Genomic DNA, 14095 nt, shown 5'->3' on the forward strand with positions numbered 1-14095 from the left:
TGAAGACAAATAAATTTACGCATTCCTCTCATTTTAGTATAATTCCTGTAATTAATCCTTGTCAATGTTAATAAAAAAATATGCATATAAAACAGAATGTAAACAATTGATAAATGTAGATTATAGTCTGTTTAAGTCGCATTTGAAATTAAAAGAAGTCATACTCCAGTTACTTTTCTTGTCCAGGGACTTTTCATAAAATTCCACTTGTCCAGACGAACTTGCAAGGATGACAGTTTTAAACATGGTGCCGTATTCGGGGGTATCAATGTAAACGGAAGACAGCATGCGCTCAGCTTCTAAGGACACACCGGTATTAGGAAGCTCTTCGTCGGGAGGAGTTACCTTATCATCTAAGATTTTAAAAAGGTCATCGACGATAAAATCAGTATTTAACACATTTAAAAAAAAGTTCTTTGCCCTTTTAAGCTTAAACCAGGGAGTATCCAAATAAGCATTGCTTAAGCCGTAAACTCCGGGGTTTAATGAAAATATTTTATCTTCCATATTTGAATAAAACCATAATTCCTTAAATGTTCCCACCACCAGATTGAAAGGGCCGTATTGGTCGCGCTGGAGCTTTATTTTTTCAAGGTATTCTAAAGGTGTTGCATCAGTATCTAAAAAATGCTGTGTCAAATAGCCTCTGGATTTGATTAAAGAGCTGTGCATGGCATTTCGGTAATTGGTCACAAAGGATATCCGGCCACTCTTTGTTATACCCGTCCATGTGCCGCCCTTTTCCAAGTCCATTCCTGCAAGTATTGAAGGATTGGACTCCCAAAAATGTACCTTTAAAGAAGGCCTGTTTTTAAATTCATCCCTGTTTCCCAGGAAAATCAAATCATATTTGGGATGAGCTTTAAATGCAAAAAGTATGGTGCACATATGTACCTCGCAAAATAAAATATAAGCAATATACTTAAATATTGATGCAGCTTCATGCATCAATAAAATGCTAACACATAATTTTAGCATATACAATGTTTTGTATGAGCCATATTTATATATTAAGGAAAAAGCCCGTCAAGTTTGACGGACTTTTTTAAATAAGTTTTTTAATTTTTAAAACATTTCCTTTGACATTTCATCTATTGCGTCATTTACAGCATCGTAAACGCCTTTGTATAAAGACTCAGGCAATCCCATAGTTGTACTTGGGATGAAGTATAATTTTCCGCATCTCTTGCAGGATTTTGCAACTTCTTCTTTGATTTTTTCATATGTCCAGTCTTCTCTGTCCACTATACCGTTGTCGATATCTCCCATGAATGTAATCTGGCTGCCATATTGCTTAATGAGAGCAGGAATATCGTTTGTTGACATAGCTCCCTGCCAGATATCTATACCCATTTCTATCATATAGGGAACAAGGTTTGCAGCATAGGAGTCGCTGTGGTGAACGATTAACTGAACTCCGTTAGCTTTGTAATATCCGTATACTTTCTTGAATCCTGGAACTATGAATTCCTGGAACATTTCCGGTGACATGAAGGAGCTTATCTGGCTGCCCCAGTCATCATGATGGAAAATAGCGTCAGGATGAGCATACTTAACGATAAGTTCAGCGTATCTCAGCATCCAGTCAACTATGTAATCTATAAGTTCATGCATTGCTTCAGGTTCTTCATAGAAGTTCATCAATGCACTGTCTATACCCATTAAATGATGGAGCTGTTCGAATATACCAGGCGCACGGAATACTGTGCAGAAATATTCGTTGCGATCTACTGCTTCGGCATTGGCTTTAAGAGTTTGCCAATCTGATTCAGGATAATCAAGTTTAGGAGCTTTAACTACTTCCTTCCATTTAGTAACATCTTTAACTACTTTGTGTTCTTCATCATGTACAGGGAAGGCAGCAGGAACGTTTGCAGGGAAACTTCTTGTAACGCCCCAGTTATCTATGATATTTGGGCCGCCTTTTGTAGCCCTTGGGTTGTTGGCTCCTACTGGGTCTCCTCCTACTATTTTAAATGCTTCATACTGTTTGATGAATCTGTCGGGATTCCCACCTTTTATTACCTCTAAAAGGTTCTGTCTTGTGGTTAACATGCAATTACCTCCTTTAAAGTTGTACTGCTACATTTATTATAATAATTATATAAAGTCCTACTTAAGTAGGGCTAAATATTTCTGCTGCATATTGTCTACTTTTAGTATAAGTGCTGTATAAAATTATTGCAATATTTATATATAAAATGCAAATATATATCGTAATTTGTAACCCCTTAAATTACACTACATACATATAATATAATATACCCAATGAATAAGCATTCAATAAGGATATCAATTCCAAAGAAAATTTTAACTGTTTCATAATTTTTTAACAAAACAATTGAATATTATTTACTATCATGTTAAAATATAGACAAGATAGTAATGTTTTAATGAACATAATTAGAACATTATCTAAATAAATAATATATGGGAGGATAGAAATGAAAAGGAAAATTTCAGCGCTCTTATTAACCCTAGTACTTTTGCTGACAATGACAGCGGTACCTACATACGGTGTTGATACTGTTTCTTCAGCAAGCCAGGAAGAAACACCAGCACCTGCGGCTCCGGCACCTGCTCCAGCAGCACCGGCACCTGCAGCACCAGCAACACCTGCTCCGGCAGCACCGGCAGCTCCAAAAGCTTCTGTTGCAGCTCCTGTTGGAGGTAGAGCACAAGCAATTGCAGGACAAGCATATGTAGTAGTAAGTGGAGACGTTTTCTGGAGAATTGCTAAACAGCATGGTTTAACAATTGATGCATTGGCAAAACTAAACCCCCAGATAACAGACATAAACAGGATATATCCCGGCGACAAATTGACAGTTAAAGCTGATTCAGCAGCTGTGGCAACAACACCTGCAGCGACAGCACCTGCGGCAACAACACCTGCAGCAGCTAAAAAGCTTTATCACGGATTTGGCGAAATAGCAAACTACAGGGTTAGAAACGGCAATAACGACAACCTTAACATCACTACAGCAAGCGTTATATTCGACGAGAACGGCAAAATCATTGACTTGACATGGGATGTTATGGAAATCATGCCTTCACTTTTCCCGGGCTGGCTTGATACAACTCTTGACCAGGCTGCCAAAAATGCATTTGTTGCAGGAATTGACGGCGTTTGGGAAACTAAGAGAGAAGAAGGCTACGACTATGACATGACTCACTTAAAAGCAAACGGCGTAGCTGACAACTTAACTAAGAAAGAATGGTTTGAACAGCTCGATTACTTTGAAGCATTCTTCAGAGGCAAGACTGCTGCAGAAGTTAAAACTTGGTTTGACAAGTATACTGACGCTAACGGCAGACCATACAAATTCGCTTATCCTGAAAAATTGACCGATGCTGATAAAGCAGCAACAGCTAGCTTTACAGCTGAAGAAAAAGCTATGTTAGTAGATGTTACAACTAGCGCTACAATGTCACTTCAGGATCCCCATTCTCACTTCATTTCAGCTTTACTTGAAGCTTGGGAAGCAAGAGAAGAAATAATCTTAAAATAATAGTTAAATAAATAATAAAAAGAGAGCTGTGTTAAAATAAAAATTTGACACAGCCTTTTTTTACATATTATTTTATTGCCTCAACCTGAATACGCCTGTAGTCTACAATCCATGTACCTTTTTTATATAGTAATGGCTTCAAGCGCTCTTCAGAAGATGAAAGTACTTTTTCTCTGTCTTCATCCTTCATGATTGCCAGGTTAGAGAAATAAAATTGATTTATCCAATTTTTTAGGCCCGTATCACCGTCATTTAATGGCGTAGGCCTGTCAAAATCAATTATTCTTTCAATTTTAAATCCCGCCTGTATCAAAAGCTTTTCAAATTCTTGATTTGGAGGAAAGAAAAAGGGGTTCGTGTATGTATAACCTAAAGCTTCATATTCCTCACTGAAGACTTTTTGCACATTATAGGCACAGCCCTTTGCTCCGAATTCACATATGAGTTTCCCGCCTTTTTTTAAAGCCTTATATATTGAAGACAATAATTTTTTCTGATCCTTTATCCAATGAAGCACGGCATTTGAAAAAATGGTATCGAAACAATTCTCATATTTTAACTCTGTTGCATCTTCAATATGAAAGTTCAGATATGGATAATTGGTTTTGGCCTTTCTTATCATTTCCTCAGACATGTCAATTCCTATAACCTGGGCACCATTTTTGGCAAGCTCTACAGTGAGTTTTCCTGTTCCGCAGCCTAAGTCCAAAATTACCTGCCCTTTAGCGGTATTGACGGAATCTATAAGGGCTTGGCCGTATTTTGATACAAAATCGTGTTTATCATCATATAAAGCTGAATCCCACTTCATATTTGCCTCCTTTTAACTTTCTATATAGATGTTTGTTCATTCCAGCGCTTAAGATTTTCTGATATAAAATCTATTATTGCCTTATGCTCGGCCTTTCCGGCTCCATTAATTGTAATTGGCTGTGAAAACTTAACATATATAGGCTGTTTTCTTTTTATAGGTCCAACATCCTTAATTATTTTGCCGTTTTCCCAAAAGTCAGTTTTTATAGCAATGGGCACAACAGGTACATTTGCTTCTTTAGCCAGCTTTATGCCCATTGAATTGAATTGCTCGGGAATGAATTCCGCTGTTCTGGTGCTCTGAGGAAAGATAATGACGGAAATTCCTTTATCCAACAGCTCCTTGCCTTGAGTCATTACGGTTATAAAATCCTCCCTTGGATTAGTCCTTGAAACAACAATAGGGTCACGTGATTTCATTACCGGTCCGAAGAGCGGATGGGTAATCAGACTGTCTTTAACCACATATGTAACCTTTATTAAGGGAGCAATCATGCAAGGGAACAAAAAAGTTTCCAGTACGCTCATATGATTGCTTATAAATACTACCGGCTGTGTTATGGAGCGAAGATTATTAAGTCCCATAATATGAACCTTGCCGCCGCAGGCTTCTACGGATTTTAATACATTATATGATGATTGAGCCCATGCTTTGTCATCATATAATCCCTTCAGCGAGAGGGAACGGGCCTTAACAATAACATCCACATACCTGGATACGAAATACCAGCGGCTGCCTAATGAAATAATATCAAGAAATGAGCGCTTGGCATTTTCAAGGGTATCATAAGTATCATTTTTGAAATAAGGTTCAAACAAAGTTATCACATCCAAAATTAATAATATTTTTTAATGATTTGTATAAGTCCCTGAGTTTCATTACTGTGTACGTATTTATATTATACTACAACATATATATTATTACTTTCGGTGGATTGCTGAAAAAATACAGGGAGAAAGCTCATATTAATATGGGAAAATTATAAGGATATACAATTCTTGCATATCCTAAAAACCATAATAGTATATTAAAAATTTATGCTTTGATTATAGAAATCAATTCACAAAAAGCTTTGCAGCCTTTTTCTTCAATATCATAATCTCCTTCATTGGCACACCAATCCATTGAAATACCCAGCACAAGGCTGTGTATGAAAAAAGTTATGTTTTCAACAGAAAGGTGCTTCTTTATTTCTCCGGATTTTTGGCCGGCAATGATGGAATCCCATAGTATTTTCTCAATATTTTTATCTCCGGAGATGAAATAGCCGTGCTTACCGTCAACTATGATTTTATTCAACTGACGTGAAATATCAAGCCCAATAGCAGATATGAATTTAAAATAATATTTCGTTAAAGCCAATATTTTGCTTATATTATCTTTTTCATACAATATATTTTCATAGTAATCCTGCATATCATAATTCATATCTGTTCCTATACCAACTATAATGTCTTCCTTGGAGTTAAAATGGTGGTAAAACGCACCTTTTGTAATTCCGCACTTCATACATATCTCATCAATGGATACATTATTGTATCCGTTTTGTTTTATAAGATATATGGAGGTTTCATATATCCTACGTTTTGTGCCTTCAGCTTGAATTTTGCGTTTTGTCAACTGCTCATTCATAGAAATGTCACCTTCACCATCTTTTAAGCTGTATTTTTGTTTTTGACTGGGGCAAATACGTTAATGATTATATGTTATATTATTAACTATACTTCCATGTTTTTCAATACATATTATGGATTAATATATGTCAAATGCATAAACTAGAATAGCTGTTTCAATAATTAAAAATACTTTTAATAATGATATATAATTAACAAAAAAAGCTATTATTATTATAGATACTGTGGTATGTAAAATATATACTGATATTGACAGGTATAAGGATCTAAATTAAAAGTTTTATATTATTCAGTTTATAGGCAAACCTAATTTGAAAGAATCATATTTATTACGGAGGGTGGTAAACATGAGATTAAAAGGTAAAGTAGCAGTTGTAACGGGAGCCAGTTCAGGGATGGGAAGAGCAATAGCGCTTCTTTTTGCAAATGAAGGAGCTTCAGTGGTTGCAGTAGCAAGGAGAAAAGAAAGATTGGCTGAAATTACTCAGAAAGCACAAGAGGCAGGAGGTACAATACTTGCTTTTCAAGGCGATGTTTCAAAAAAAGAAGACATGGAAAACATGATAGATTTTACTGTAGAAAAACTTGGAAAAATAGACATATTGGTTAACAATGCAGGCGTTATGGATGAAATGATGCCTGCAGGAGAGGTTACCGATGAAATGTGGGATAAAGTAATCAGTGTAAATTTAACTGGCCCCTTATATTCCTGCAGAAAGGCTATAAACGTTATGCTTACTCAGGGCTCTGGCAACATAATTAACGTGGCATCAATTGGAGGATTGCAGGGTTCGAGAGCAGGAGCGGCATATACGGCATCAAAGTTTGGGCTGGTCGGATTGACTAAAAATATAGGATTTCAATATGCAAAAAAAGGTATAAGATGCAACGCTATTTGTCCCGGCGGTGTAGATACTGAGATAGGTGTCGGAATAACCAAACCCAGTGCTTTTGGAATAGAAAGGGCTACGGCTGGTATGGCAGCCAATCCAAGGTCCGGGTCTCCGGAAGAAATTGCAAATGTGGCATTATTTTTGGCATCGGATGAGTCCAGTTTTGTAAATGGAATAACCTTAGTTGCTGATTCAGGCTGGTCAGCATATTAAAAGCCAATTAATAAAAAAGGAGATAGTGAAGTTAAGGGCATCACTATCTCCTCTTTACATCAACACCTGCCGGTTTAATTAGCAGGTGTTTTATAATATATGATTTTCACCAAATTATTTATTTTCCCTCTTTTATGGCCAGTGCAGCATGCTTGCCGCTTATACGTCCGCTTGTAAGCGCAAATTGGACTGCGCTGCCTGACATGTAAACCTGATTGTACATAACGCGGTTAGCGCACTCTCCGCCTGCATACAGGTTGTTTATTACAGAACCGTCTTTGCGGAGAACCTGATAGTTGTCATTAGTCTTGACACCGCCAAATGTACCCATGGTCTTGGGATAATATTTTATTGCATAGAATGGTGCAGTTGTTACCGGTATAATGAAATTTTTTGATTTTCCGAATTCATCCTTGCCTGTAGCAGCGCCGTTGTTATAAGTATCGATGGTATCTTTAAGATTATCCGGGGGTACTCCCATGGCTTTTGCCAGTTCTTCAATAGTCTGGCCGGATGAGAATTCGCTGCTTGTCTTTACAGATGCCAGCAATGCTGCCACATCCTTGTTGGATGAGTCAACTATCATCCATACAGGAAGGGCTTCGGTAATTTTATTGGTAACAACGGCATAATGCTCTTCTTCATTCATGAAACGCTTTCCTTCTTTATTGACTAATATTTTACTCCAATCCCAGTCAAAAGGATTTTTTGCTGCGTTTAATTCCGGAACACGGCTTGTCATACCCAGGCCGATTACCCACGGATCTTCATATAGCTCTGCTCCGACGGCTTCTGCCATCATTATGCCATCCCCCATGCTGCCTGCTGCTGCAGCTGTTAAATCCACATAATCTGATAATTCAGGCACAAAGCGCTTCATAAGTTCTTCGCTCCTTGCGAATCCACCGGAAGCCAAGATTACCTTTTTGGCATCTACAGTGACCTTTCCTTCCGCGCCTTCTGCAATTACTCCGGTTACATCGCCGTTTTCATCAGTAATAAGCTCGGTTACCCTGGTTTCAGTTATAATTTTTACCCCCTTACCGCGTATAAAGTTCTCAATATTTTTAATTAAACCGGCGCCGCCGTTTTCAGCAAAGTGAAGCCTGGCAACGGGATCAAGACCAAAACCTTCAATTCTTGCATAGAAGTGCTGTACATAGTCCACCAGCCATTCCGTTGTCTTTACGGCTTCGTCCATAAACTGGCTTACACGGTTATAATCCGGATACTTGCTGCCGGGGCTGCTGGTGTTTTGCCTTTCCTTCCAAAGGTTCATCCAGTCTTCCTTGGTATCCTTGATGCCTTTTTCACGCTGGAAACGAGTATCGGTAGCAGCTATACCCCCGCCTGAAAGGGCGGTGGATCCCCCGACAGAGGCCTGTTTTTCAATTAATATAACGTTTGCCCCATTTTCATAGGCGGATGCCGCAGCAACAAGACCGGTTCCTCCTCCGCCGACTATGACAACGTCGCAGGTAAGTTTGGTTTCAGTTTTGGCGGTATTGTTGGCAGGAGATGCCGTTTTAAGTGCATTGATATCTCCGCCGGCCTGCTTGGCACAATCCTCTATGGCATCTAGGAGAGCTTTGGATGTCACAGAAGCTCCTGCTATCAAATCTACGGCCAGCGTTTGTCCAGCCACGACCTTTTGTGGAATTTTCTCAATTGCCTGGTCACTGATACCCGGTGTTTCCTTGTGTTCCAGGACTTTAACTTCCAGTATATCGTTATCGGAAAATTCAACTGAGACCTTTACATCTCCGCCAATGCCTTTTGCAGATGCAGTATACGTGCCGGCTTTATATTTTCCTGCCGGTTGGCTGCTGCAGCCAACTATACTCAATAATAATGCAGTACAAAGCAATAGTACCAAAATCTTTCTTATTTTTTTCAATAGAAATCTCCTCCTTGTTATATTTTGTGTGCAATAAACAGCAGCGGGGCTGCTGAAATTACCTGACATTTAATATTGTTTGTTAAATATCTAACTATATTTTACAATCCATATTTTATATCCTTGGGTTATCACCATGTCAAGTTTGTATTGTCGATTATTAAGTGATAAAAGCATTAAAACCTGGGGTTAACCCCAGGTTTTAATGCTTTTATTTTAATTTCATATGGTTTTGCGCCCGCATGCAGCTTTAAAAGCTTGCGTTTTTTTAAGTTTTGACCTTATGTCGATGGACTTCGATGCTAAAACATCTCTTTTTTGACCTTTATAAATTTCCTGATACAGTTCCTTATCTTTAATATACAAATTATATTGATTGTTTTCGAAAACCGGGCCTATATCCGTTGAATCTATTTCTGCAATGCCGGAAGCCTCCAATTTTCCTATCATCCTGTCCTTATTGAAATAATCTTTTAATTCCGGTTCAATACTTATAAAATCTTTGGATTTAGAATTAAGAAAAGGAAATGCTCCGGTGAGAAGGCCTCCTTCCTTTAAAAACGGCAGTACTATATCAAATATAAGTTGATTATTTGACCGGGCGAAACTGTTTGTCATCCAAAAATCAATCATTATATCAATACAGGAATTTGCAAGAGGCAGCCTATCATAATCACAGCACAAGAAAATAAAATTTTTATGTTCATGATAAACTTCTAAATTCCTTTTTAAATCAATTATCCTGTCTTTATCATAATCGATAAGAATATAAGTGGAATTCTTAGGTAAATGTTTTATATACTGCATCAGAAAAAATCCTACACAGGCCTCCAATTCCATAATATAGCCGGGTTCTTTCTCATATTTTTGTATATTATCTATTATCATGGATATTCCTTTGTAAAGAAAATTTATATAATTTGGTGAAGCTGCTTCTAGATATTCTTTCTTGGATGGCATGGGTTTACCGTTTATGGTCCTTTTTCTTACTGCCTTTTCATCCACATATATGCCATTTTGAATGACGGCGCTGTAACCGCATTTACAATTAACATTTGCAGCCGTAATCATATTTTTTTCTATTGTCCCGTCAGATAAATTTAATGGCCCATTACAATCGGGGCACCTCAATAAGCCTATAGATGGCATAGGGAATCCCAGCCTTTTGGCCGTTTTTGCTTCATCCATTTTAAATGCCTTGATCTTATTATTTAAATAGGAACTCATCTTGGTATATTTCCGTAATTCTTTTGCAATTTGCCGATTCTTATCTTCCAGGAATGAAAGGTAATGATTCCTGTATTCGTATGTCTTAGGGCCTGAGAGCCTTTGAAAGCCTAATATTTTTCGGATTTCCGCCAGTGAAAAATCCAATTGCTTTAACTCAATTATCATTTCCATATCCTTGCTGTCATCTTCAGTAAATCTGAGGTGGCCGCCGTTTTTCTCAGTCACCAAAAGCCCCATCTCCAGATAATGCCTTATAGTGTCTTGAGTAATGCCATGCTTCCGGGCAAATTCACCAATTCTCATATGATTTTCCCCCTCATCTTATTAATCAACAATGCGGATACCAGCTGTCTTCTTTAAATGTAAATTTGTATTTTGATAATAATTTAACTTTATATGATATAATTTTATCACATGAATCAATGGAAGTTAACCGCATATTACAATGATAAAAATATATCATTATAATAACGCTTTAACTCTGCATGTATATTTGGATAGCCGGAAAGTAGATTTTAATATTTATATAATATAGAATAATATTATATAAAATTAAAAAAAGTAATTGGTTTGAAGGCTGGTGAAAACTATGGATAATATAGAAAACTTTACAGGGGCAGAAGAAATAACAAATGCCATATTGCATGGAATAGGCGCGGGATTGGCTATTGCGGCCTTATCCGTTTTGATTATCTTTGCATGCTTTTATGGTGACGCATGGCATATTGTAAGCTTTGCTGTTTATGGAGCAACTCTTGTGATCCTCTATTTGTCATCTACCCTTTTTCATAGCTTTCCTAAGGGTAAGGTCAAGGATATATTTGAAATAATCGACCACTGTTCTATATATTTATTGATAGCCGGCACATACACGCCCCTTGCCCTTATTTCACTTCGCGGACCTATCGGCTGGACCGTTTTCGCTATAGTCTGGGGTGTAAGCATTGCAGGGATAGTATTTAAAATATTTTGGGTCAAAAAATTCGTCATATTGTCTACTCTTTTATATATATTTATGGGATGGATGGTAATATTTGTATTAAAGCCTCTTATTCAGTCTATGCCCTTTATAAGTACTGCTTTTCTTGCCGTAGGCGGAGGGTTATATACCGTAGGAACCATATTTTATATATGGCGCAAAATGAAATTTCATCATGCCATATGGCATATTTTTGTGCTGGGCGGAAGTATATGCCACTTTTTCACTATATTATTCCTGATTTTATGATGAGTTAAAATTGAGACAGGCTTCGGATATTTATGCTATAGTTGTTGTCAATAATTATATTAGCCATTATTTACTTAAGAGGTGGAAGAATGAATATCTTCACTGAATTAAATGTTATATCTGTGTTATTTGCCATAAATGCAATTGTTTCAATTGTGGTGATAGCCCTTGAAAGGAAGAGACCGGAAAAATCCATAGCCTGGATTTTAATTTTTATTTTACTTCCTCCCCTGGGACTCATTCTATATCTGTTCTTGGGAAGAAACTGGAAGCGAAAAAGAAACATACTGGGTAATAGTTCTTCCGATAATGCAGGAAAATACATACCGCAAATGATAAAAAGCATGGAAACTGATGAATTGGTGCCCCTTGTGGAGCTTTTAATCAATAACAGCGAATCTCCTCTTTTCGTACAAAATGATATAACCATATTCAAAGACGGAAATGAAAAGTTTAAATGCTTAAAAGAGGAACTTTTGAAGGCGGAGCATCACATACACCTTGAATACTATATCGTGAGCAGCGATGAAATCGGAAGTGAAATAAAGGATATATTAATAAAAAAGGCCAAAGAAGGAGTAAAAATAAGGTTTATAATGGACAGGGTAGGGTCCATAAGGCTTAAAAAGAAATATATAAGAGAACTAAAAGAGGCCGGGGTGGACGTAGGGGTATATTCATATTTCCTTGCTCCAATATTGCGAACCATAAACACCCAGATAAATTACAGAAACCACAGAAAAATAGTCGTAATTGACGGAAAGGTAGGGTTTGTCGGAGGCATTAACATAGGAGATGAGTATCTTGGCAAAGGAAGATTAGGCTATTGGCGGGATATACACATAATGGTCAAAGGTGATTTTGTATTGGGATTACAGGCAGTTTTTCTGGATGATTACTGGACTGTCAAGCACAATACGAATTTGGATATTTTAAGCGGTGAGGATCAGGATAAGTATTGCCCGGAATTTAAAAATAAATCTGGAAAAACCATGCAGCTTGTAAAAAGCGGTCCTAACTCGGAATTCCCTTCCATAATGCAGAGCATATTTAAAATGATAACTATGGCAAAGCATCATATATTCATTGCTACTCCTTATTTCATTCCTTCCGAAAGCATTATGGAGGCATTGAAAATAGCTCTATTAAGCGGTATTGAAGTTGTCATACTCTTCCCGGCCAATACTGACCATATAACGGTTAAATATGCATCCAGGACTTATCTTCAGGAGATTGCAAGGTATGGAGCAAAAATATACTTTTACAACAAGAATGCATTTTTGCATTCCAAGGTTATAACAATCGACAGCAGAATATCAAACATCGGCACAGCAAATATGGACATAAGGAGCTTTGAACTTAATTATGAAGTCAATGCCGTAATATATGATGAAGAAACTACAATTACCCTGGAGAAAATCATGATCGAAGATATCAAAGACAGCACCCTAATGACATACGAGGATTTTGAAAAGGTGTCTAAAATTGAAAGATTCTTGGAGGCCTGTGCAAGGCTGTTTTCCTCGCTGTTATAGTTTCAAATGCAATTGACATAGCTGGTATAAAATAGTATAATTCTTTACAGTAAGTAAGTGGATAAAGAATTTACGGCAATGGGGTCGTAAACATTCCTGAAGGTGTGTTTGCGGCTTTTTTTATTTATGCGAATATAAATTTACTTATTGCTCTATAGACATATTTATTATAAAATGAAAGTTGCATAATAAAAACTTGCAGTTTGTACATAGTATGCAAAAAACATATAGAAGACACTGAGGGAATTTAGAGGGTTTAAAGATTTGTTGTGTTTTCTTAAATAAATAAACCGCAATGAAGCATTTTACTTTATTCAAAATTTTAGTTGTGATTTGAGCAGCAATACCTAAGAAAGGACGGTGATGAAATGGCAGCAGATGAAAAAATGATTATTATGGAAAGTATAGACAAGCATTTCGGGCACTTGCATGTATTAAAGGATGTCAGCCTGACTGTAGGGACAGGGGAAAAGCTTGTAATAATAGGTCCCAGCGGTTCGGGGAAAAGCACCTTGATTAGGTGCATAAACCATCTCGAAAAGCCTTCTAAAGGAAGGGTAATAGTAGACGGAGTGGAAATTACAGCTCATAAAGCCCCTGTAAACAAGGTAAGGCAATCCATAGGCATGGTATTCCAGCAGTTTAATTTATATCATCATAAAACTGTTTTAGAAAACCTTACTCTTGCCCCTATACTTTTAAAGGGTGTGGCAAAGTCAGAGGCTGAAGAATCGGCTATGATGTACCTTGACAGGGTAGGTCTTAAAAATAAAGCTAATGTATATCCATCACAGTTATCAGGCGGTCAGCAGCAAAGGGTAGCAATTGCCAGAGCATTGAATATGAGACCCAAAATCATGCTCTTTGATGAGCCTACATCAGCATTGGACCCCGAGATGATACAGGAGGTTTTGGACGTTATGGCCGGGTTGGCCGGTGAAGGAATAACCATGGTGGTAGTAACCCATGAGATGGGATTTGCAAAGCAGGTGGCTGACAGGGTAATTTTTATGGACGAAGGAGAAATACTGGAGCAGGGTTCTCCGGAGCATTTCTTTACAAATCCCGAACACGATAGAGCAAAATTATTTTTAAGCAAAATATTAAGATCATAATTAAAAAAGAATTTAGGAGGGAGT

At 37.3% G+C, this 14095-nt stretch carries 12 protein-coding genes; 5 read left to right on the plus strand and 7 right to left on the minus strand.

Annotated features, from left to right (window positions below):
* Window positions 1-120: 120 nt before the first annotated feature.
* Entirely contained in the window at window positions 121-888 is a 768-nt protein-coding gene (locus OXPF_RS04080; protein ID WP_054873933.1) for an NRDE family protein, read from the minus strand.
* 177 nt (window positions 889-1065) lie between these two features.
* Window positions 1066-2055, minus strand: coding sequence for a uroporphyrinogen decarboxylase family protein (locus OXPF_RS04085; protein ID WP_054873934.1), 990 nt, complete (start codon window positions 2053-2055; stop codon window positions 1066-1068).
* A 440-nt stretch (window positions 2056-2495) separates the two neighbouring features.
* Here OXPF_RS04085 and OXPF_RS04090 point away from each other — a divergent pair, with 440 nt between their 5' ends.
* Window positions 2496-3512, plus strand: coding sequence for a LysM peptidoglycan-binding domain-containing protein (locus OXPF_RS04090; protein ID WP_242854323.1), 1017 nt, complete (start codon window positions 2496-2498; stop codon window positions 3510-3512).
* Between the two features lie 67 nt (window positions 3513-3579).
* Here the strand turns inward: OXPF_RS04090 and OXPF_RS04095 are convergent, their stop codons facing one another.
* From OXPF_RS04095 to OXPF_RS04105, 3 genes are all read right to left on the minus strand, one after another.
* A complete protein-coding gene (locus OXPF_RS04095; protein ID WP_054873936.1) occupies window positions 3580-4323 on the minus strand; it encodes a class I SAM-dependent methyltransferase in 744 nt (247 codons plus the stop codon).
* 20 nt (window positions 4324-4343) lie between these two features.
* Window positions 4344-5153, minus strand: a complete 810-nt coding sequence (locus OXPF_RS04100; RefSeq protein WP_341441970.1) for a lysophospholipid acyltransferase family protein — start codon at window positions 5151-5153, stop codon at window positions 4344-4346.
* A gap of 208 nt (window positions 5154-5361) precedes the next feature.
* Complete coding sequence (locus OXPF_RS04105; RefSeq protein WP_054873938.1) at window positions 5362-5958, minus strand: TetR/AcrR family transcriptional regulator; 597 nt, start codon at window positions 5956-5958, stop codon at window positions 5362-5364.
* Between the two features lie 349 nt (window positions 5959-6307).
* Between OXPF_RS04105 and OXPF_RS04110 the strand changes: the two genes are divergently transcribed.
* Window positions 6308-7066, plus strand: coding sequence for an SDR family oxidoreductase (locus tag OXPF_RS04110; protein ID WP_054873939.1), 759 nt, complete (start codon window positions 6308-6310; stop codon window positions 7064-7066).
* A gap of 118 nt (window positions 7067-7184) precedes the next feature.
* Here the strand turns inward: OXPF_RS04110 and OXPF_RS04115 are convergent, their stop codons facing one another.
* Window positions 7185-8963, minus strand: a complete 1779-nt coding sequence (locus tag OXPF_RS04115) for an FAD-dependent oxidoreductase (protein ID WP_242854313.1) — start codon at window positions 8961-8963, stop codon at window positions 7185-7187.
* A 222-nt stretch (window positions 8964-9185) separates the two neighbouring features.
* Window positions 9186-10496, minus strand: a complete 1311-nt coding sequence (locus tag OXPF_RS04120; RefSeq protein ID WP_054873940.1) for a MerR family transcriptional regulator — start codon at window positions 10494-10496, stop codon at window positions 9186-9188.
* Between the two features lie 286 nt (window positions 10497-10782).
* Here OXPF_RS04120 and trhA point away from each other — a divergent pair, with 286 nt between their 5' ends.
* The 3 genes from trhA (at window position 10783) to OXPF_RS04135 (ending at window position 14071) form a co-directional block, all read left to right on the plus strand.
* A complete protein-coding gene (gene trhA / locus OXPF_RS04125; protein ID WP_054873941.1) occupies window positions 10783-11421 on the plus strand; it encodes a PAQR family membrane homeostasis protein TrhA in 639 nt (212 codons plus the stop codon).
* An 89-nt stretch (window positions 11422-11510) separates the two neighbouring features.
* Window positions 11511-12956: a cardiolipin synthase gene (gene cls, locus OXPF_RS04130; protein WP_054873942.1), complete on the plus strand. Its 1446-nt coding sequence runs from the start codon at window positions 11511-11513 to the stop codon at window positions 12954-12956.
* Between the two features lie 386 nt (window positions 12957-13342).
* The gene (locus OXPF_RS04135) at window positions 13343-14071 is read left to right on the plus strand and encodes an amino acid ABC transporter ATP-binding protein (protein ID WP_054874121.1); all 729 of its coding nucleotides are present in this window, start codon (window positions 13343-13345) and stop codon (window positions 14069-14071) included.
* The last annotated feature ends 24 nt before the right edge of the window (window positions 14072-14095 follow it).

The organism is Oxobacter pfennigii (assembly GCF_001317355.1).
Classification (GTDB): domain Bacteria; phylum Bacillota; class Clostridia; order Clostridiales; family Oxobacteraceae; genus Oxobacter; species Oxobacter pfennigii.